General features: G+C 68.8%; 20 protein-coding genes. 16 read left to right on the forward strand and 4 right to left on the reverse strand.

The window, feature by feature from the left end:
- Positions 1 to 32: 32 nt before the first annotated feature.
- The 8 genes from E0497_RS02970 (at position 33) to E0497_RS03005 (ending at position 7878) form a co-directional block, all read left to right on the forward strand.
- Entirely contained in the window at positions 33 to 1460 is a 1428-nt protein-coding gene (locus E0497_RS02970) for a cation:dicarboxylate symporter family transporter (RefSeq protein ID WP_137723295.1), read from the forward strand.
- 205 nt (positions 1461 to 1665) lie between these two features.
- Positions 1666 to 2724, forward strand: a complete 1059-nt coding sequence (locus E0497_RS02975; RefSeq protein ID WP_206663617.1) for an ABC transporter substrate-binding protein — start codon at positions 1666 to 1668, stop codon at positions 2722 to 2724.
- A complete protein-coding gene (locus E0497_RS02980) occupies positions 2721 to 3644 on the forward strand; it encodes an ABC transporter permease (RefSeq protein WP_206663618.1) in 924 nt (307 codons plus the stop codon). Before E0497_RS02975 ends, E0497_RS02980 begins: the two co-directional genes overlap by 4 nt.
- On the forward strand, positions 3641 to 4477 hold the full coding sequence (locus E0497_RS02985; RefSeq protein ID WP_137723296.1) for an ABC transporter permease: 837 nt from the start codon (positions 3641 to 3643) through the stop codon (positions 4475 to 4477). The genes E0497_RS02980 and E0497_RS02985 overlap by 4 nt, the downstream gene beginning before the upstream one ends.
- Positions 4474 to 5586, forward strand: a complete 1113-nt coding sequence (locus E0497_RS02990; protein ID WP_137723297.1) for an ABC transporter ATP-binding protein — start codon at positions 4474 to 4476, stop codon at positions 5584 to 5586. The genes E0497_RS02985 and E0497_RS02990 overlap by 4 nt, the downstream gene beginning before the upstream one ends.
- A 22-nt stretch (positions 5587 to 5608) precedes the next feature.
- Entirely contained in the window at positions 5609 to 6574 is a 966-nt protein-coding gene (locus E0497_RS02995; RefSeq protein ID WP_137723298.1) for a DMT family transporter, read from the forward strand.
- A gap of 10 nt (positions 6575 to 6584) precedes the next feature.
- Complete coding sequence (locus tag E0497_RS03000; RefSeq protein ID WP_137723299.1) at positions 6585 to 7073, forward strand: glutathione peroxidase; 489 nt, start codon at positions 6585 to 6587, stop codon at positions 7071 to 7073.
- Between the two features lie 100 nt (positions 7074 to 7173).
- Complete coding sequence (locus E0497_RS03005; RefSeq protein WP_137723300.1) at positions 7174 to 7878, forward strand: DUF2334 domain-containing protein; 705 nt, start codon at positions 7174 to 7176, stop codon at positions 7876 to 7878.
- Between the two features lie 12 nt (positions 7879 to 7890).
- Here the strand turns inward: E0497_RS03005 and E0497_RS03010 are convergent, their stop codons facing one another.
- Positions 7891 to 8538, reverse strand: coding sequence for an MBL fold metallo-hydrolase (locus tag E0497_RS03010; protein ID WP_137723301.1), 648 nt, complete (start codon positions 8536 to 8538; stop codon positions 7891 to 7893).
- Between the two features lie 141 nt (positions 8539 to 8679).
- Between E0497_RS03010 and purS the strand changes: the two genes are divergently transcribed.
- The gene (purS, locus tag E0497_RS03015) at positions 8680 to 8916 is read left to right on the forward strand and encodes a phosphoribosylformylglycinamidine synthase subunit PurS (RefSeq protein WP_137723302.1); all 237 of its coding nucleotides are present in this window, start codon (positions 8680 to 8682) and stop codon (positions 8914 to 8916) included.
- A complete protein-coding gene (gene purQ, locus E0497_RS03020) occupies positions 8913 to 9590 on the forward strand; it encodes a phosphoribosylformylglycinamidine synthase subunit PurQ (RefSeq protein WP_137723303.1) in 678 nt (225 codons plus the stop codon). Before purS ends, purQ begins: the two co-directional genes overlap by 4 nt.
- Before the next feature lie 99 nt (positions 9591 to 9689).
- Here purQ and E0497_RS03025 read toward each other — a convergent pair whose 3' ends face one another.
- Positions 9690 to 10652 (reverse strand): Dyp-type peroxidase, encoded by a 963-nt coding sequence (locus E0497_RS03025; RefSeq protein WP_137723304.1) that lies wholly within the window; start codon positions 10650 to 10652, stop codon positions 9690 to 9692.
- 151 nt (positions 10653 to 10803) lie between these two features.
- Between E0497_RS03025 and E0497_RS03030 the strand changes: the two genes are divergently transcribed.
- The 6 genes from E0497_RS03030 to purM all read left to right on the forward strand — a co-directional run bounded on the left by E0497_RS03030 (position 10804) and on the right by purM (position 19617).
- A complete protein-coding gene (locus E0497_RS03030; protein ID WP_170312851.1) occupies positions 10804 to 12102 on the forward strand; it encodes a M18 family aminopeptidase in 1299 nt (432 codons plus the stop codon).
- A gap of 96 nt (positions 12103 to 12198) precedes the next feature.
- Positions 12199 to 14478 carry a phosphoribosylformylglycinamidine synthase subunit PurL gene (gene purL, locus E0497_RS03035; protein ID WP_137723305.1) on the forward strand — a complete coding sequence of 760 codons (2280 nt, stop codon included), beginning with the start codon at positions 12199 to 12201 and terminating at the stop codon, positions 14476 to 14478.
- 3 nt (positions 14479 to 14481) lie between these two features.
- A complete protein-coding gene (locus tag E0497_RS03040) occupies positions 14482 to 16266 on the forward strand; it encodes an alpha/beta hydrolase (protein ID WP_137723306.1) in 1785 nt (594 codons plus the stop codon).
- A gap of 29 nt (positions 16267 to 16295) precedes the next feature.
- Positions 16296 to 16682: a sterol carrier family protein gene (locus E0497_RS03045; protein WP_137723307.1), complete on the forward strand. Its 387-nt coding sequence runs from the start codon at positions 16296 to 16298 to the stop codon at positions 16680 to 16682.
- Between the two features lie 120 nt (positions 16683 to 16802).
- Positions 16803 to 18392, forward strand: a complete 1590-nt coding sequence (gene purF / locus E0497_RS03050; RefSeq protein ID WP_137723308.1) for an amidophosphoribosyltransferase — start codon at positions 16803 to 16805, stop codon at positions 18390 to 18392.
- A gap of 145 nt (positions 18393 to 18537) precedes the next feature.
- Positions 18538 to 19617 (forward strand): phosphoribosylformylglycinamidine cyclo-ligase, encoded by a 1080-nt coding sequence (gene purM / locus E0497_RS03055; RefSeq protein WP_137723309.1) that lies wholly within the window; start codon positions 18538 to 18540, stop codon positions 19615 to 19617.
- Between the two features lie 200 nt (positions 19618 to 19817).
- Here purM and E0497_RS03060 read toward each other — a convergent pair whose 3' ends face one another.
- A complete protein-coding gene (locus E0497_RS03060; RefSeq protein ID WP_137723310.1) occupies positions 19818 to 20018 on the reverse strand; it encodes a DUF3073 domain-containing protein in 201 nt (66 codons plus the stop codon).
- 143 nt (positions 20019 to 20161) lie between these two features.
- Positions 20162 to 21157 carry an asparaginase gene (locus tag E0497_RS03065; RefSeq protein ID WP_137723311.1) on the reverse strand — a complete coding sequence of 332 codons (996 nt, stop codon included), beginning with the start codon at positions 21155 to 21157 and terminating at the stop codon, positions 20162 to 20164.
- Between the last annotated feature and the right edge of the window lie 4 nt (positions 21158 to 21161).

The raw sequence follows: 21161 nt of genomic DNA on the forward strand, positions 1-21161 counted from the left end.
CCTCGAGTATCCATCCGAGCAAGGGAACACCGATGAGCACGAGTGCACCAGGGAAGCTGAGCGCCGCGCAACCGACACCGCAACCCGCCGCCACCGGTACGAAGCGGGACCGCACACACTGGCTCTACATCGGTGTCATCGTCGCCGTCGTCGGCGGCATCCTCGTCGGCTGGCTCGCCCCCGACACCGGCAAGTCGTTCGGTGTGCTCGGCACGATGTTCGTCGACCTGATCAAGATGATGATCAGCCCGGTCATCTTCTGCACCATCGTCCTCGGTATCGGCTCGGTCCGCGCCGCCGCCAGCGTCGGCAAGGTCGGCGGCCTCGCCCTCGGTTACTTCATCGGCATGTCGACCGTCGCCCTCGGTATCGGCCTCGTCGTCGGTAACCTCATCAGCCCCGGCAGCAGCCTCGACATCGCCGGCGCCGCCGGCTCCGGCGCCGCCTACGCCGAAAAGGCCCACGCCGCCGGTGGCACCATGGACTTCATCGCGTCGATCATCCCGACATCGCTGATGTCCGCGCTCACCGAAGGCAGCGTCCTGCAGACCCTGTTCGTCGCGCTGCTCGTCGGCTTCGGCCTGCAGGCCCTCGGCAAGCAGGGCGAACCGATCCTCCGCGGCGTCGGCCACGCACAGAAGCTCGTCTTCAAGATCCTCACCATGATCCTGTGGCTCGCCCCGATCGGCGCGTTCGGCGCGATGGCGAACGTCGTCGGACAGACCGGCCTCGCCGCCGTCGTCCAACTCGCCGCCCTCATGCTCGGCTTCTACCTGACCTGCCTGATCTTCGTGTTCGGTGTCCTCGGCAGCCTGCTGCGCGCCTTCGCCGGGGTCTCGATCTTCAAGCTCGTCCGCTACCTCGCCCGCGAATACCTGCTGATCTTCGCGACGTCGTCGTCCGAATCCGCGCTGCCGCGGCTCATCGCGAAGATGGAACACGTCGGCGTCGACCGCACCACCGTCGGCATCGTCGTCCCCACCGGCTACTCGTTCAACCTCGACGGCACCGCCATCTACCTCACCATGGCGTCCATCTTCATCGCCGACGCCATGCACCAGCCGCTGTCGCTGACCGAACAGCTGTCGCTGCTGCTGTTCATGATCGTCGCGTCGAAGGGTGCGGCCGGTGTCACCGGTGCCGGACTCGCCACCCTCGCCGGCGGCCTGCAGAGCCACCGCCCCGAACTCCTCGACGGCGTCGGCCTCATCGTCGGTATCGACCGGTTCATGTCCGAAGCCCGCGCCATCACCAACTTCTCCGGCAACGCCGTCGCCACCCTCCTCGTCGGCACCTGGACCAAGACCGTCGACACCGACCGCGTCCGCGACGTCCTCGACGGGAAGATGCCGTTCGACGAGACGACGATGCTCGACGCCGACGGCAGTGACAGCACGGACGCCGCGGACGATGCGCGCCCGGCGCCCGTCCGTGAGGAGCGGAAACTGGCCAGCGCCTGACACGTCCGCCTTCCCGATGCGGGGTGTGGCTCGGTATTCGCCGAGCCGCACCCCGCATCGGCGTCTGTGGGGTTCCGGCCGGTCCGCCACGCTGACCTGGTCGAACGTTCAATAACGGGACACGCATCACATATTGACACCCCGAATGGCCTACGTCACACTATCGGCTAATAACTGATCCGTCAGTCAGTATGGGAGCCGAAACGTGACTTCAGTGAAAAGGCGAGCCGGCCTCGGCATCGGGCTCGTCGCCCTGATGGCCGCGTCGGCCTGCGGCAGCACCACCGACCCGTCGAAGACGCTCACCGTCACGATGTGGGGCGGAGCCGCCCAACGCGTGCACCTCCAGAGCTACGTCAACCCGTGGGCCAAGGACGCCGGCGTCACCGTCCTCGAGGACTCACCGACCGACTACGCGAAGATCGGCGCCCAGGTGCAGAGCGGCCACGTCACGTGGGGCGTCGTCGAAGTGGAACCGAACTACGCCGAGACGGCCTGTGCCGCCGGCATCCTCACCCCGCTCACCGACGAGGTCGTCGCCGCGGCCGCAGCCGCCGGTGTCGACCCGACGTTCCTGGGGGAGTGCTCGATACCGAACCTGCTGTACTCCTTCACGATCGCCTACAACACCAAAAAATTCGCCGACGCGCATCCGACCACGTGGGCGGAATTCTTCGACACCGGACGCTTCCCCGGCAAACGCGGCTTCTGGAACTACGCCACCGGCGGCATGTTCGAGGCCGCGCTCCTGGCCGACGGCGTCGCGCCCGACCAGCTCTATCCCCTCGACATCGACCGGGCGTTCCGCAAACTCGACACCATCAAGAAGGACATCGTCTTCTACGACACAGGCGACGAACAGGCGCAACTCGTCGCCAGCGGGGAGGCGCCGCTCGTCCAGGCGTGGAGCGGCCGGATCGACCAGGCCGCGATGGAGGGCCAGCCGATCGCCAACGAGTGGGGCCAGAACCTCGTCTCGTACGACCAGGTGGCAGTCCCCGCCGGATACCCCAACACCGACCTCGCGATGGACTGGATGGCGCACTTCCTCGGCGACATCGACGGGCAGGCCCGGGATGCCGAACGCAGCCTGTTCGCACCCGTCGCCCCGGCCGCGCTCGACAAGGTTCCCGCCGACGTCGCGGAACTGCTGTCGACCGCCCCCGAGAACGTCGCGAAGTCCGCCGGCACCATCGACTACCGCTACTGGGCGGAGCACTACAACGAGGTCACCGAACGCCTGAATGCGTGGGTGCTGTCGTGACCCGGACGATCGACACTGCTCCCGCGCCGGACACCGCGGTGGCACCCGAGAAGACGCCCGGACGCCGTCGCCGTGCCCGGCGACCGAGATTCGAATTCAACGGCTGGGCACTGCTGCTCGTGCCGCTGCTCGTCTTCCTCGCCGTGGTGTTCGTGATCCCCCTGGTCCTCATGTTCTCCAAGAGCGTCACCGACCCGACGATCGGGCTCGGGAACTACCGGGCCATCTGGGAGAACCCCCTCTATCTCAAGGTCCTCGGCAACACCTTCCTCGTCGCCGGCGCGACCACGGTGGTGACGGTGCTCCTGGCCTTCCCCTACGCCTACCTCATGACGCTGGCGACCCCGTTCTGGCGGGCGATCATGCTCGTCGCGGTCCTCGTCCCGTTCTGGACGAGCCTGCTGGTGCGGAGCTTCGCGCTGGTGCTCGTGCTGCGGGACACCGGTGCCTTCAACATCGGGCTCGAGTCGATCGGGCTGATCGACGAGCCGCTGCCGCTGCTACGGCACCTGTGGGGCGTCCTGTTCGGCATGGTGCAGATCACGCTGCCGTTCGCGGTGCTCCCGCTGTACGCCACGATGCGCGGCATCGATCGCCGGCTGCTGCTCGCGGCCGAAAGTCTCGGCGCCCGACCGGCTCTCGCGTTCGTGCGGGTGTTCGTCCCGCTGACCCTGCCCGGCCTGTTCGCCGGCATCGTGCTGGTGTTCATCCAGGCGCTCGGCTACTACATCACCCCCGCACTGCTCGGCGGACCGCAGAACACCATGATCGGCGAACTCATCGTCCAGCAGGTCAGCACCGTCCTACGGTTCGGCTTCGCCGCCGCGCTCGGGGTGGTCCTGCTCGCGAGCACGCTGATCCTGCTCGCCGTCGCCGGCCGGTTCGTGGACATGAAGAAATACCTGATGGGGCAATCATGACTCGACTTCTCACCCGCGCCGGCCTGGTGCTGCTCGCCACCCTCACCGTTGCCTACCTGATCCTCCCCGTCCTCGTCGTCATCCCGATGTCCTTCGCGGACAGTGCTTTCCTGACGTTCCCGCCGAAGGCGTTCTCCACCCGCTGGTACCGACAGTTGCTCGACGACCCGACCTGGCTCGCCTCGGCGCTCGTCAGCCTCCGGGTTGCCGTCCTGTCCACGATCTGCGCGGTGACACTCGGTGTGCTCGCGGCGCTGGGACTGGTCCGGGGTCGGTACCCGCTGCGCGGTCCGATCACCGCGTTGCTCCTCGCGCCGATCATCGTGCCGTACGTGATCATCGGTCTCGCGGTGTACATTGTGTTCCTGAAACTCGGGCTCACCGAGACCACCCTCGGGTTCGTCCTCGTCCACACCGCCCTCGCCGTGCCGTACGTGACGATCAACGTCGCCTCCGGTCTGGTGGGATTCGACCGCGGTCTCGAACGCGCCGCCCAGTCGCTCGGCTCCGGACCCGTCTCCACCTTCTTCCGCATCACCTTCCCGAACATCGCCGCCAGTGTCTTCGCCGGTGCCCTGTTCGCCTTCATCACCTCGTGGGACGAGGTCGTCAGCGCGATCTTCCTCTCCGGCCCGCAGATGACCACCCTGCCGGTGCGTATCTGGTCCGGCGTGAAGGTGTCGGTGGACCCCAGCGTGGCCGCGATCTCCGGCCTGACCCTGTTCGTCATCATCGGATCGTTCGTGCTCTTCGGAGCGATGAAACTGACCCGCAAGGCCGTTCGCGCATTCAAGTACCGCGATTCCGTCACAGTGATCGGAGAACTCCCGTGAGCATCTCGACCCCGACCGCCTCGCCCGCGACGACCGTGACCGGTGCGCCGATCACCGTCACCGGTATCAGCAAGACCTACGGTGCCACCACCGTGCTCGACAACCTCGACCTCGAGATCCGCGGCGGAGAGTTCCTGACCCTCCTCGGGGCCAGCGGTTCCGGCAAGTCCACCCTGCTGGGCATCATCTCGGGATTCATCAAACCGACGGCGGGCACCATCGAGGTGGCCGGACGCACCCTCAACCGGGTACCGCCGCACAAGCGCGGTTTCGGCGTCGTCTTCCAGAACTACTCGCTGTTCCCACACATGAGCATCGCCGACAACGTCGCCTTTCCACTCGCCCGGCACGGCTGGTCCACGAGCGAGATCAAACGCGGTGTCGCCGAAGCACTCGACCTCGTCGAACTGGGCCACCTCGGTGCCCGCATGCCGTCGGAACTCTCCGGCGGACAGCAACAGCGCGTCGCCCTCGCCCGCGCCATCGTGTTCCGGCCGCCGGTGCTGCTGATGGACGAACCGCTCGGTGCCCTGGACAAGCTCCTGCGCGAGCAACTGCAACTCGAAATCCGCCGCCTGCACCAGGAACTGGGCATCACGTTCGTGTTCGTCACCCACGACCAGGACGAGGCGCTCGCCATGTCCGACCGCATCGCGTTGCTGCGGGGCGGTTCCATCGTGCAGGTCGGTACCCCCGAAGAACTCTACGAGCGTCCCAACTGCCAGTACGCCGCCGAATTCGTCGGTGCCTCCAACATCTTCCGCGGAACCATCGACACCGCAGGCTTCACCGAGAACGGCACCGCGCACCGATTCCGCGTATCGGAACCCGTAACCCGTACCGCCGGAGCGCATTCGGTGATGCTGCGGCCCGAACGCATCGGCGTGGTCGGTGCAGGGGAACACGTACCCGGCGGACGTGACGGACTCGACGGCATCGTCGAGGACACCGTCTACTTCGGTACCAACCGCCAGGTCCAGGTGCGCACCCCCGACGGCCGGCTCGTCCTCGCCCGCACCCCCGTGCCCCACACAGCGGACGGGGTCGTCCCCGGTGCCGCGGTGCGCGTGCACTGGGGTGTCGAGGACGTCGTCGTCCTCGGCTCCTGACACCGACGGGTTTCTGACATCGATGGCGACCCGCGCTGAAAGCCCACCCGCACAGACTCTTCCGGTCGACGCACCGCACGTCGCTGTCGCCTGGGCGTGCGGCCTCGCCTCGGTGGTGGTCTACGGGCTGACACCGACGGTGGCCGCACTCTCGTACGACACCGGACTGACCCCGACCGTGCTGGTGGCGTTGCGGAGCCTGTGCGGCGCGATACTGATTCTGGCGTTCGCCGGTGCCACCGGCAGGATCCGGCGGGTGCCGGTCCGTGCCGCACTGGGGCTGATGCTGGTGTGCGGACCGCTGTTCGGCCTCCAGGTGATCTGCTACTTCGCCGCCGTCCAGTCGACCGGTGCGCAGGTGTCGGTGGTCGTCGTGCACGTCTACCCGGTGTTCGTGCTGTTCTTCGTCTGGCTCACCACACGGCAACGACAGAATCCTGCCGTGATCGTCCTGTGCCTGGTGATGATCGGCGGCATCGGATTGGTCGGCGGATCAGGTGGTGCCGCCGTCACCCCGGCCGGAGTCGGACTCGCGGTGACGAGCGCGGTCGGGTATGCCCTCTATCTGGTTCTCGGGGAGCGCTGGGTCCGTCATGTGGGCGCGGTCCTGTCCAGCGGCCTCGTCACCGTCGGGGCCGCAGCCACGGCGGGACTCGTCGCGGCGGGACTCGTCGCGGCGGTCACCGCCCAACCGGCGTCCTTCACCGCGGCCGGATGGGTGTCGGTGATCGCGCAGGGCGCGTTCATGATTCCGATCGGCGTCGGCTGCGCCTTCTACGCGGTGCGCCGCCTGGGGTCGGTCTCGCTGAGCCTGCTGGGACTGCTCGAACCGGTCGTCGGGGTGCTGGCGGCACGGGTCGTGCTGGGGGAGCGGCTGCAGCCGGTGCAGTGGGCGGGAATGCTCGTGATCCTGGCAGTCTGCGCGATACTGCCGCGGGTGTCCGCTGCGCGGAAAGTTCCGGTGGGCACCGACGTCGCGGCGGACTAGGTTGGGGCGCATGACAACCCCACTGCAGAACATCACGATCGACACCCTCGGTGGCGTGCCCACCAGCCTCGGCGAATACGGGGGCCGGGTGGTCCTCCTGGTCAACGTCGCCTCCAAGTGCGGCCTGACCCCGCAGTACACGGCGCTCGAGAAGCTGGCGTCCGGATACGCGGAACGCGGCCTCACCGTCATCGGGGTCCCGTGCAACCAGTTCATGGGACAGGAACCGGGCACCCCCGAAGAAATCCAGACGTTCTGCTCCACCACTTACGGTGTCACCTTCCCTCTCACCGAGAAGGTCGACGTCAACGGAGAGAACCGGCACCCCCTGTACGCCGAACTCACCAAGACCACCGACGCCGACGGCGAGGCCGGCGACATCCAGTGGAACTTCGAGAAGTTCCTCATCGCCCGCGACGGCACCGTCACGAACCGTTTCCGCCCCCGCACCGAACCCGACGCCCCCGAAGTGATCGCCGCGATCGACGCGTTGCTGTAGGCGGTTGCGCCGCCCGTGCGCCTTTTTGGTAGCCAGAACTACCAAAAAGGCGCACGGGCGCGTCAGCGCCCGTTCACTTTCGGGTGTCACCCTGGAGTCCATGACCGGGCAACTGATCGTGTCGGTGTCGGGAATCAGGGACGAGACGTGCGACGTGGTCGCCGCGTTCGCCGCGGAGATGGATCGGCGGGCGGTGCGGCTGTCGCTGCTGGTCGCGCCGCGGCTCAAGGACAAGTACCGACTCGTCACCGATCACGGCACCCAGGAATGGTTGCGTGGACGCCGCGACCTCGGTGACGCGATCGTCCTGCACGGCTACGACCAGGCCGCCACGAAGCGGCGGCGCGCCGAATTCGCTGTCCTTCCCGAGCACGAGGCCCGGCTGCGGCTCATCGCCGCGGACCGGGTCCTGGAGGAGACCGGGCTGCGGACCCGGCTGTTCGCGGCCCCCCGCTGGGTCGCCTCCCCGGGTGCCGTCGCAGTCCTGCCCGGCACCGGATTCCGGCTGCTCGCCGGCATGACCGCGATCCGTGACCTCGCCCACGGGACCGCCGTCCGCAGTCACGTCGTCGGTCTCGGCGACGGTTTCCGCTCCGAACCGTGGCGGTGCCGCACCATGGTCCTCACAGCGTCCCGGGCGGCCCGCCGCGGCCGGCTCGTCCGACTGGCGATCACCGCGAAACAACTCGGTAGACCCGGACCCCGGCAGGCTCTGCTCGACGCCGTCGACCTGGCCCTGCACCACGATGCCACCCCGGCCGTCTACCGCTGGCCGCTGCACGACGGGGTCAGCGAAGTGGCGTGAGCGAGGGCAGGATCAGGACACCTCGAGGCTCGACTCCTCCGGCAGTACCCGGAACTCGGTGCCTCCGGGACCCATCTCGGTGAGTCGGCTGTAGTAGATACCGCGCGCCTCCTTCGCGACCACACCCTGGTGGATCGGCACCGCGACCCGCGGATGGACGGCACGCAGGTAGTCGACGGCCTCGGAGATCTTCAGCCACGGCGCCGCCGCCGGCACCGCCAGCACATCGACCCGCTGCTCGGGCACGAACAGCGAATCACCCGGATGCATCAGCTTCGCCGGGTTCTCGGCGTCACCGAGCAGGTAGGCGGTGTTGTCGATCAGCGGGATCTCCGGATGGATGACGGCATGCGTGCCGCCGGTCCCGGTCACCTGCACCTCGCCGACGTTGAAGACGTCCCCCGGATACACCGCCGTCCACGTCTCGCCGAGCAGCGCCGACGTCTCCGGGTCCGCGTACAGGCCCGCACCGGGATTCGCGTCGACCAGCGCCGGCAGGCGTTCCGGGTCGGCATGATCGGGATGCTGATGCGTGATCAGAATGGCGTCGAGGCCCGTGATTCCCTCGAATCCGTGCGAGAAATTACCCGGATCGAACAGGATCTTTGCACCGTCGAGCTCCACCAGGACACAGGAATGGCCGAAGTGCGTCAGTCGCATGACACGAGTATGCGGGATCACACTCGCGCCCGTGGGCGCCTCGCAGGATCACTCGATGCCGAGGACTGTTCACCTCACCGGTAAACTGCTGCATGCCCGGTGCGATCCCGGGCACAAACCAGCCATAGCGAGGAGCAGCACGTGGCCCGTGTCGTTGTCGATGTCATGCCCAAGGCCGAAATTCTCGACCCGCAGGGGCAGGCCATTGCCGGGGCCCTGTCCCGGCTCGGTCATGCCGGTGTCTCGGAAGTCCGTCAGGGTAAGCGGTTCGAACTCGAAGTCGACGACAGTGTCAGCGACGACGAGCTCGCCACCATCGCCGAGTCGCTGCTGGCGAACACGGTGATCGAAGACTGGAAGGTCACGCGAGTCCAGTGAGCGCACGTATCGGAGTCATCACGTTCCCGGGCACGCTCGACGACGTCGACGCCGCCCGCGCCGTGAAGCTGGCCGGCGGCGAAGCCGTCAGCCTGTGGCACGGCGACGCCGACCTCAAGGGCGTCGACGCGGTCATCGTTCCCGGTGGCTTCTCCTACGGCGACTACCTGCGCTGCGGTGCCATCGCCCGTTTCGCCCCCGCCATGGGCGAGGTCGTCAAGGCTGCCGAGGCCGGTATGCCGGTCCTCGGTATCTGCAACGGCTTCCAGGTGCTGTGCGAGGCCGGACTGCTGCCCGGTGCACTGACCCGAAACGCCGGTCTGCACTTCGTGTGCCGCGACCAGTGGCTGAAGGTCGAGTCCAACTCGACGGCCTGGACGTCGCGTTACGAGTCCGGCGCCGAGATCCTCGTGCCGCTCAAGTCCGGCGAAGGCCGCTACCAGGCGTCCGAGCAGGTGCTCGACGAACTCGAGGGCGAAGGCCGCGTCGTGTTCCGCTACGCCGGCGACAACCCCAACGGCTCGCAGCGCGGCATCGCCGGCATCGCATCCGCCAACGGCCGCGTCGTCGGCCTCATGCCGCACCCCGAGCACGCCACCGAGGCCCTCACCGGCCCCAGCGACGACGGACTCGGCATGTTCTACTCGGCCCTCGAGGGCGTCCTGACGGCCTGAGCCGTCGGCGCGTGTTTGTCGCGCCCACCCCTGGGTCCACAGCTGAAGGGACCCTTCAGTCGCTCACAGCGACCGAAGGGTCCCTTCAGCTGATTCGGGTCAGACCGCCGGCGCCGCCGGCAGTGCGTCGAAGAATGAGGCGGCGGGAACGAAGAACGCCGACCCGGTGACCGCGGTGGAGAAGTCCAGGAGCCGGTCGTGGTTGCCGCGCGGGCTGCCGAGGAACATGTTCTCGAGCATCCGTTCGGTGATCTCCGGCGTCTTGCAGTAGCCGATGAAGTAGGTGCCCATCTCGCCGTCCCCGACCCGCCCGTACGGCATGTTGGCGCGCAGGATCTCGAGCGCGGTGCCGGTCTCGTCCTTGATCGCGGTGAGTGCGACGTGCGAGTCGGCGGGTTTGACGTCGTCGGACATCTCGACGTCGTCGGTCTTGCTGCGGCCGATCACGTTCTCCTGCTCGGCGACGGGCAGCGCCTCCCACGCCTCCATGTCGTGGACGTAGCGCTGCACGTGGACGTAGGAGCCGCCCGCGAACTCCGGATACTCGGCGCCGATGGTGACGGCCGCGACCGCGTCGTCGCCGGTGGGGTTCTCGGTGCCGTCGACGAAACCGATCAGATCGCGGTTCTCGAAGTAGGAGAAGCCGTGCACCTCGTCGACGACGGTGGCCGCGCCGTCGAGGCTCCGGGTGATCCGGCGGGCCAGTTCGAAGCAGGCGTCCGCGCTCATCGCCTTGAGATGCAGGAGCAGGTCGCCGGGGGTCGACGGCGCCTGGTGGCGGGCGCCGCGCAGCACCGGGAACGGGTGCAGTCCGGCGGGCCGTGGGCCGGTGAACAGCCGGTCCCACACGGCCGATCCGATGCCGACGATCAATTCGAGTTCCGCGTCGGGCAACTGTCCGGCGACCTCGCGATGCATCCCGGCGAGGCCGGCGAGAATTCGTCGGACACCGGACTCGCCGCCGTCGTCGACCGTCAACACGAGGAACATCGCGGCCGGAGTCAACGGGGTGGCGAGTGTCTGCGATGCGATGGTGGCCGATGCGGACGGTGTTTCGTACATGGCTTCTCCACGGGTCCGGTGGGCTCCAGCCTGCGCGGCGCCCTCTCGATACATCACCGTATCCGAGATGTCCGGTCCCACTGCGGATGTCGGTGCTGCGCGTCAGCCTGCCGGACAGGGCGTTCGCACCCGGTCCTGCATGATGGTCGGTATGCCAGCGAAGACCAGCGCCGATGCCCAGGGATTGTGTTCGTTCGTCGACGCGTCACCGTCGCCGTTCCACGTGTGCGCGACGGTCGCGGCGCGTCTCACGGACGACGGTTTCACCGAACTGCGGGAGACCGACGGCTGGCCGGCGGACCCGGGCCGCTACTACCTGATCCGGGGCGGCTCGCTGATCGCGTGGAGCACCGAAGGCTTCGGGGGTTCCGGAACCTCGGGGGTGACCCCGTTCCGGATCGTCGGCGGGCACACCGACAGCCCGAACCTGCGGGTCAAGCAGCACCCCGATCTGATCTCCGCCGGGTGGCGGATGGTCGGTCTCGAACCGTACGGCGGGGCGTGGCTCAACTCGTGGCTCGACCGGGACCTCGGTATCTCCGGGCGACTCGGTGTCCGTGTAGGTGACGCGGTCCGGGAAGTGCTGGTGCGCATCGACCGTCCGATCCTGCGGGTGCCGCAGCTGGCGATCCACCTGTCCGAGGACCGCAAGGGTGTGCAGCCGGATCCGCAGCGGCACGTCAACGCGGTGTGGGGGATCGGGGACGAGCCCCGTTCGTTCCTCGACTTCGTTGCCGGCGAGGCGGGCGTCGACGCCGGTGCGGTCCTCGGCTGGGAGCTGATGACGCACGATCTCGCACCGTCCGCGGTGGTGGGGGAGGACGCCTCGCTGGTGAGTGCGCCGCGCCTCGACAACCAGGGCACCTGCTACGCGGGGATGCAGGCACTGCTCGCCGCGGTCGACGAACCCGGCGACAGCATTCCGGTGCTCGCGCTGTTCGATCACGAGGAGGTCGGCAGCATGTCCGACCGGGGTGCGTTCTCGGATCTGCTGAACTCGGTGCTCGAGCGGATCGTGCTGCTCCGCGGAGGCGGCCGGGAGGAGTTCCTGCGCGCCATGTCCGGGTCGGTGTGCGCGTCCGGCGACATGGCCCACGCCACCCACCCGAACTATCCGGACCGGCACGAGCCTGCACACCGCATCCGCGTCAACGCCGGTCCGGTACTCAAGGTCAACCAGAACCTGCGGTATGCGTCCGATGCCGCCGGGGCCGCCGAGTTCGCCCTCGCATGCGATCGTGCCGGGGTCCCGCTGCAGCGGTACGTGCACCGCGCCGATCTTCCGTGCGGCTCCACGATCGGGCCGATCACCGCGTCCCGCACAGGTCTGTCCACCGTCGACGTGGGTGCACCGCAGCTGGCGATGCACTCGGCGCGGGAACTGATGGGCGCCGACGACGTCCGCATGTACGCGGACGCGCTGGCCGCGTTCCTCGCTCCGGTGAGGTGAGTGCGCGACCGGTCGGTGCTCCCGGTTAGACTTTGCCCTGGCAGTGCGCCGCCCGCCCTGCCGATTCGATCCCAGAGGGAAGGGACCCCACGCCCCGTGTCTCCGCAGGTAGATACCGTCACCAACGCTTCCGCGACTCCCGACGTCGCTCAGCCGTTCAAGGAGCTGGGCCTCAAGGACGACGAGTACGCCCGCATCAAGGAGATTCTCGGTCGCCGTCCCACGGACGCCGAGCTCGCGATGTACTCGGTCATGTGGAGCGAGCACTGCTCCTACAAGTCCTCCAAGGTCCACCTGAAGTACTTCGGTGAGACCACGACCGACGAGATGCGTGCGTCGATGCTCGCCGGTATCGGTGAGAACGCCGGCGTCGTCGACATCGGCGACGGCTGGGCGGTCACCTTCAAGGTCGAGTCGCACAACCATCCGTCGTACATCGAGCCGTACCAGGGTGCGGCGACCGGTGTCGGCGGCATCGTCCGCGACATCATGGCGATGGGTGCCCGCCCGATCGCGGTGATGGATCAGCTGCGGTTCGGTGCGGCCGATCATCCGGACACCCGTCGTGTCGTCGACGGTGTGGTCCGCGGTGTCGGCGGCTACGGCAACTCCCTCGGCCTGCCCAACATCGGCGGCGAGACCGTGTTCGACGCCTCCTACCAGGGCAACCCGCTCGTGAACGCGCTGTGCGCAGGCGCGATGCGTGTCGAGGACCTGCACCTGGCGTTCGCGTCCGGAGCCGGCAACAAGATCATCCTGTTCGGTGCGCGCACCGGCCTCGACGGCATCGGCGGCGTGTCCGTCCTCGCGTCGGAGACGTTCGACGAGTCCAGCGGCGGCCGCCCCAAGAAGCTCCCCGCCGTCCAGGTCGGCGACCCGTTCACCGAGAAGGTGCTCATCGAGTGCTGCCTCGACCTGTACAAGGCCGAGCTCGTCGTCGGCATCCAGGACCTCGGCGGTGCCGGGCTGTCCTGCGCGACGTCCGAGCTGGCCGCGGCCGGTGACGGCGGCATGCACATCGACCTCGACCTGGTGCCCACCCGTGCCACCGGCATGACGGCCGCCGAGGTGCTCTCGAGCGAGTCGCAGGAGCGCATGTGTGCGGTCGTGACCCCCGAGAACGTCGACGCGTTCATGGAGGTCTGCAAGAAGTGGGACGTCCTGGCCACCGTCATCGGCGAGGTCACCGACGGTGAGCACCTCGTCATCGACTGGTACGGCGAGACCGTCGTCGACGCCCCGGCGAACACCATCGCCCACGAGGGCCCGGTCTACGAGCGCCCCGTGCAGCGTCCGGCCACGCAGGACGCGCTGATCGCGGACACCACCGCGAACCTGGCGCGCCCGCAGACCGCGGACGAGCTGAAGGCGACCACGCTGAAGATGCTGGCGTCGCCGGCGCTGTGCAGCCGCAAGTGGATCACCGAGCAGTACGACCGCTACGTCCGCGGCAACACGGTGCTCGCCGAGAACGCCGACGGTGGCGTGGTCCGCATCGACGAGGAGACGGGCCGCGGTATCGCGCTCGCGACCGACGCGTCGGGCCGCTACACGATGCTCGACCCGTACGCGGGTGCGCAGCTGGCGCTGGCCGAGGCGTACCGCAACGTCGCCGTCACCGGCTCCACCCCGAAGGCCGTCTCCAACTGCCTCAACTTCGGTTCCCCCGAGGATCCGGGTGTCATGTGGCAGTTCCAGCAGGCCGTCCGCGGCCTCGCCGACGGCTGCGCGCAGCTCGGTATCCCGGTCACCGGCGGCAACGTCAGCTTCTACAACCAGACCGGTGCCACCGCGATCCTGCCGACGCCGGTCGTCGCCGTGCTCGGTGTGATCGACGACGTGCACCGTCGCATCCCCACCGGTCTCGGCCTCGAGCCGGGCGAGACGCTGATCCTGCTCGGGGAGACTCGCGACGAGTTCGACGGTTCCATCTGGGCGCAGGTCGAGCACGGCCACCTCGGCGGTGTCCCGCCGAAGGTCGATCTCGAGCGTGAGCGTCTGCTGGCCGACATCCTGCTCGCGGGCTCGCGGGACGGCCTGATCTCGGCCGCACACGACCTGTCCGAGGGTGGCCTGATGCAGGCGGTCGTCGAGGCCGCGCTGGCCGGGGAGACCGGCTGCCGGATCCTGCTGCCGGAGGACGCGGACCCGTTCGTGACGCTGTTCTCCGAGTCGGCCGGCCGGGTGCTGGTCGCGGTGCCGCGCACCGAGGAGACCCGTTTCACCGGTATGTGCACGGCCCGCAACCTGCCGTGGACGCGGATCGGCGTCGTCGACGAGGGCTCCGACTCGATCGAGGTCCAGGGTCAGTTCTCGGTCACGATGGCCGAGCTGCGGAAGACGTTCGAATCGACCCTTCCCGCCCTGTTTGGGTGATATGTGACGGACTCGGGGGTCGGACGGGAGGCGGTCGCTGAGCTGCGGGAGGATCCGCAGCCACCGACACCTGCCGTCGGCCCCCGGTTCGATCAACGGCACCCGTTCGCCGTCTGGGCGTGGAGTCTGCTGCGCCTGGACTTCACCGGCATCGCGTTCGGGACGCTATTCTTCTGCTGGTCGCTGACGCCGTCGCTGCTGCCGCGCGACTGGCTGTACCAGGGGCTGATCGGGGGGATCAGCGCCGCGATCGGCTACGCGGCCGGTACCGCGATCGGCTGGCTGGTCTACGAGTTCGGGCTCGCCCGCCGACCGTGGTGGCCGCCGTCGGATCGGGTCCTGGTGCCCGTCAAGGTCGCGGTACCGGTGCTGTCGGTGATCGCCGCGGTGATCATGCTGGTGTATTCGGCCGGCTGGCAGCGGGAGCTGTCCACGCTGATGACCGCGGAGGGCACCACCACCACCGGCTACATCCGCACCCTCGGCCTCAGCGTCCTCGTCGCGGCCGCCCTCATCTCCCTGTGGCGGGTGCTGCGGGACCTCGTGCGCTGGGTGGCCCGGCAACTCAACCGGTGGCTCAAGATCCCGCGGCCGGCGGCGTCCGCATCCGGGTTCGCGGTCGTCCTCGTGCTGGTGTTCATGCTCGTCGACGGCATCCTGCTGCGCGTCGGCTACGCCGCCGTCAACTCGGCGTTCAGCTTGCAGAACAACGAGACCCGGCCGGGGGCCGTGCAGCCGATGCTGCCCGAGAAGTCGGGCAGTCCGATGTCGGCGGCACCGTGGGACACCCTCGGGTTCGAGGGCCGCAACTTCGTGTCCGGCGGCATCCACGCCGACGACCTGGCCGCTGCCACCGGACGTCCGGCGAAGGAGCCGATCCGGGTGTATGCGGGTCTCGAGAGTGCCGACGACGCCGACGCCCGCATGAACGTGGTGCTCGACGAACTCGAACGGACCGGCGCCTTCGAACGCAAGACGCTCGTCGTCGTCCCCACCACCGGCACCGGCTGGGTCAACCCCACCGCCGCGCAGACGATCGAACTGGTCGCGAACGGGGACAGCGCGCTCGTCGCCGCCCAGTACTCGTACCTGCCGAGCTGGGTGTCGTTCCTCGCGGACCGCGGCAAGGCGGCGGTCGCCGGACGGGCGCTGATCGACGCCGTCCACGAGCGTTGGCTCACGAAACCGGAGGCCACCCGCCCCCGCCTGTACGTGTACGGCGAGAGCCTCGGCACGCAGGCCGGGGAGGGGGCGTTCGACGGTCTGGCCGACATCCGGGAGACCGTCGACGGCGTGTTGTGGGTGGGCCCGCCCAACTCGAACCCGTTGTGGCAGGCGCTCACCCGGCGCCGCGACCCCGGCACCCCGGAGGTGCAGCCGGTGTACGCGGACGGGCTGGTGGTGCGGTTCGCGGACGACGGTGGCTCGATCCCCGGCGCGCCGGGGCCGTGGCTCGAGCCCCGGGTGCTGTACATCCAGCATCCGTCCGACCCGGTGGTGTGGTGGTCGACGGACCTCGCGTTCCAGCGTCCGGACTGGTTGTCGGAGCCGCCCGGTTTCGATCGGCTGCCGTCGATGAAGTGGTTCCCGTTCGTGACGTTCTGGCAGGTGAGCGCCGATCTGGCGAACGCGGCCGGGGTCCCGGACGGTCACGGCCACAACTACGGCACCACGATCCTCGACGGCTGGGTCGCCGTCACCCGACCGGACGGGTGGACGTCCGCCGACACCGACCGGGTCCGGGTGGTGCTCGAGGCGCTGCGCGGCCACGACGGGCCGGAGAAGTAGCGCACCGTCCGACGGTAGGTTCGGTACCCATGCCCCCTCGTCGTGCCGTCGACCCCGCCGAACTCCGCGCCGCGCTGCTCGCTGTCGGGCCGTGGCTGCGCGGCGAGGACGACGAGACGCCGGCCCGGTCGGTGCTGGCCGCCGCGGTGCGGTTGAGTGCCCGCACCCTCGAACACGTCGCGCCCGGCTCGAGCGTGGAGGTGCGGGTGCCGCCGTTCGTGGCGGTGCAGTGCATCGAAGGACCCCGGCACACCCGCGGCACCCCGCCGAACGTCGTCGAAACCGACCCGCGGACGTGGCTGCTGCTGGCGACCGGACTCCTCGGATTCGACGCCGCCGCGGCGGCCGGTGTGCTCGACGCGTCGGGCAGTCGGGCCGCCGAAATCGGGCACTGGCTGCCGCTGTTGCGGCTGTGACCGTCGTGTGATGCCGGTCGCATCGGGGAGGTTCTCGTGCACCGACCGTCGTACTCCGCGACTGCGGTCGTTAGAATGGGGCACGCCCCCCACACCGAATCCCCTAAGGGAGCGCCTGCCGTGACTCGTGCCGACCTGTCGGTCAACAGTCGGAATCTTCTCGCAACGACCGCACCGGACGAGGACGAGAACGAACCTCGCGAGGAGTGCGGCGTCTTCGGCGTCTGGGCGCCGGACGAGGATGTCGCCAAGCTCACGTACTACGGGCTGTACGCCCTCCAGCATCGCGGCCAGGAGGCCGCCGGCATCGCCGTCGCCGACGGTGCGCAGGTGCTGGTCTTCAAGGATCTAGGCCTGGTCAGTCAGGTGTTCGACGAGCAGACCCTGGCCGCGATGCCGGGTCATGTCGCCGTCGGCCACTGCCGCTACTCGACCACCGGTTCGACGACCTGGGAGAACGCGCAGCCGATCTTCCGCACCACCGCCGCCGGAACCGGGGTCGCGCTCGGCCACAACGGCAACCTGGTCAACACCGCCGAGCTCGCGCAGCGGGCCCGCGAGGCCGGTCTGATCAACGACAAGCGTCCGGGTGCCGCGACGTCGGACTCCGACATCATCGGTGCGCTGCTGGCGCACGCCGCCGCCGACAGCACGCTCGAGCAGGCCGCGATGACGCTGCTGCCGACGCTGCGTGGCGCGTTCTGTCTGACGTTCATGGACGAGCACACGCTGTACGCGGCGCGTGACCCGTGGGGCATCCGCCCGCTGTGCCTGGGCCGTCTCGACCGCGGGTGGGTCGTCGCGTCCGAGACCGCGGCCCTCGACATCGTGGGTGCGTCGTTCGTCCGGGAGATCGAGCCCGGTGAGCTGCTCGCGATCGACGCCGACGGTGTCCGGTCGTCGCGGTTCGCGAACCCGGAGCCCAAGGGCTGCGTCTTCGAGTTCGTGTACCTGGCCCGCCCCGACAGTGTCATCTCGGGACGGTCGGTGCATTCGACGCGTGTCGAGATCGGTCGCCGGCTGGCCAAGGAGCATCCCGCCGAGGGTGACCTGGTGATCCCGGTGCCGGAGTCCGGTACGCCGGCCGCGGTCGGGTACGCGCAGGGTTCGGGTATTCCGTACGGCCAGGGCCTGATGAAGAACGCCTACGTGGGCCGCACCTTCATCCAGCCGTCGCAGACGATCCGCCAGCTCGGTATCCGGCTCAAGCTGAACCCGTTGAAGGAAGTCATCCGCGGTAAGCGCCTGGTGGTCGTCGACGACTCGATCGTCCGAGGCAACACTCAGCGGGCCCTGATCCGGATGCTGCGTGAGGCCGGCGCCCTGGAGATCCACGTGCGGATCGCGTCGCCGCCGGTCAAGTGGCCGTGCTTCTACGGCATCGACTTCGCGTCGCCCGCCGAGTTGATCGCGAACGGTGCCGAGGGCAGCGGTATCAACGACACGTTCGAGGAGATGCTCGAGGGGGTGCGCCGGTCGATCGGCGCCGACACGCTCGGCTACATCTCGATCGACGGCATGGTCGCGGCGACGGAACAGCCGACGAGCCGGCTGTGCAAGGCGTGCTTCGACGGGGACTACCCGATCGGGCTGCCGGCCGCCGGTGTGGGCAAGAACGTCCTCGAGGGGATGCTGGAGTCCACGGAAGCCGCTGCGGGTATCCCGATCTCGCACGACAACGACAACGCCGACGCACTGTCGCGTCCCTAGGGCCCGCGATTGCTACCGGAGTCCGCGGAGGACTCCGGTAGCGTAAGAGCGCAATCGAGGTGATTGCGCGTGTACACCTATGCGCGGCTGCCGTGAGTTGCGGCAGTCGAGACGTTCCCGAAATCAAGGCTGGAGCCAGAATCCAATGACCGAGGACAGTACCCGCACGCAGGGCGCTTCGTACGCCGCCGCCGGAGTCGACATCGAAGCGGGCGACCGGGCAGTCGAGCTGTTCGCCCCGTTGGCGAAGAAGGCCAGCCGACCGGAGGTCATGGGCGGCCTCGGCGGGTTCGCCGGACTGTTCTCGCTCAAGGGTGGCTACAAGGAGCCGCTGCTGGCCGCGTCCACCGACGGTGTCGGCACCAAGCTGGCCGTCGCGCAGGCGATGGACAAGCACGACACGGTCGGTCTCGACCTGGTCGCGATGGTCGTCGACGATCTCGTGGTGTGCGGCGCGGAGCCGCTGTTCCTGCAGGACTACATCGCGGTAGGCAAGGTCGTGCCGGAGCGGGTCGCGGAGATCGTCGGCGGTATCGCCGAGGGTTGCATCCAGGCCGGCTGCGCGCTGCTCGGCGGCGAGACGGCCGAGCATCCCGGTGTGATGGCGGACGGCGACTACGACCTGTCGGCGACGGGTGTCGGTGTGGTCGAGGCCGATCAGGTGCTCGGCCCGGACCGGGTCCGCCCGGGCGACGTCGTCATCGGTATGGGGGCCTCGGGCCTGCACTCGAACGGCTACTCGCTGGCCCGCAACGTGCTGCTCGAGATCAGTCGCATGTCGCTGACCGGTCACGTCGACGAGTTCGGCCGCACCCTCGGTGAGGAGTTGCTCGAGCCCACCAAGATCTACGCCAAGGACTGCCTGGCGCTCGCGGCCGAGACGGATGTGCGCACGTTCTGCCACGTCACCGGTGGCGGTCTGGCCAACAACCTGGCCCGCGTCATGCCCAAGGGCTTGGTCGCGGAGCTGGATCGCGGCACGTGGAGCCCGGCCCCGGTGTTCACGATGATCGGCCAGCGTGGCCGTGTCGAGCGCGCCGAGATGGAGGCGACGTTCAACATGGGTGTCGGTATGGTCGCGATCGTCGCGCCGGAGGACGTGGATCGCGCCCTGGCCGTCCTGACGGCCCGCCACATCGACTGCTGGACGCTCGGCACCGTCAAGAAGGCGTCGGACTCCGACGCGGTGCGTGCACTGCTGCTGGGCGATCACCCGCGCTTCTGAGCCGGCAAGTCCCACACGAACGTCCCCGGATCCTCTGCGGAGGATCCGGGGACGTTTCGTATTTCACGGATGTGCGACAAGCCGTCGGTGCCGGGTCGAGGTGGAACTCGGGAACCCGGGATACCCCGGATGCCATTGTTGAGGGGGAGCCGTTACGGGCTCCCCCTCAACAATGAGTTTCAGACTTATCGGTGCGACGCTCAGCGACGCCAGTCGTCGTAGTCGTCGTCTTCCCAGCGGGAGCGACTCTCCTGGTCGGAGCGCTGATCCGCGAGGATGCCGCTTCTGGACGAAGTGTCCGAGAGCTCTCGTTGCAGGCTGTCGAAATCCGTGGACGGAGAGCTGTATTTGAGCTCCCGTGCAACCTTGGTCTGCTTTGCCTTAGCCCGGCCGCGGCCCATGGCTGACCCCCTCGCGCTTTCGCGGGGCGGCCTGGGGAAAGTGGCGGCCCCGCGTGAGTGTTGAATGTTGTCCTGCCCAACACTCTAGCGTGGAAAAGTCTGTTCCGCTTCCAGGTGTCACCCTCGGCGGTGTCTGTTTTGTCTCAGAGGGGTCGTGAACTGGGATTATCCGGGCTCTCTGCAGTCTGGAACACGCCGGGCACGGCGCGGATCGTGCCGACCCGGACCCCGCCGCCGAGCACCGGCTGCGATGCGAGCGCCGCACGATCCTCGGACCACGCCACGCCGAGCCGGTGCAGCAGCGCCGCGGTCAGCGGCAGCCGGGCGCGTTCGTGACCGTCGTCGATCTTGAGGGCGAATGCGGTGCCGTCGGGGAGCGCGCCGGCGTGGACGCCGTCGGCCCCGGCCTTGCACAGCAGTCCCGGCACCGCGGGCATCAGCCGGGCGTCGTCGCGTCCGGTCCCGGACACCAGGTGCGGGTGCGCGCGGATCGCGTCGGCCACCGTGCGCTCCGGCGTCCCGGGTGCCGCGGTCACGAGCGCCGTGTAGGCGCGCGCCAGGGTGGTCAGCGACAGCGGGACGATCGGCAGCCCGCAGCCGTCGATACCCAGTTCGGTCTCCGGTTCGCCGCCCACCCCGGAGACCGCCCGGGCGATCACCTCCTGCAACGGGTGGGCCGGATCGGCGTACGAGTCGAGCGGCCAGTCGTTGGCCACGCACGTCGCGAGCAGCGCGGCATGGTTGCCGGAACAGTTCATGTAGATCGGGTGGGGCGGTCCGCCCGCGGCGACGATCGCGGCCCGCGCCGACTCGTTGCCCGGTAGGTCCGCCGGGCAGCGCAGATCGGAGGCGTCGAGCCCGCACCGGCGGAGGATCTGCTCGACGAGTGCGACGTGCACCGCCTCGCCGTCGTGGGAGGCGCAGGCGATCGCGAGTTCCTTGTCGGAGCCGGGCACGAAGCCGTGGCGGAGCATCGCCACGGCCTGCAGCGGCTTGTTCGTCGACCGCGGGTAGATCGGGGCGTGTACCTCGCCGAGGGACAGCACCGGTGTGCCGTCCGGGGCCAGGGCGACGAGCGAGCCGCGGTGCACGCACTCGCGGAACCCGGATCGGACGACCTCCACCAGTTCGACGCTCACGACG

This window comes from Prescottella subtropica (assembly GCF_005434945.1).
Classification (GTDB): Bacteria; Actinomycetota; Actinomycetes; order Mycobacteriales; family Mycobacteriaceae; genus Prescottella; species Prescottella subtropica.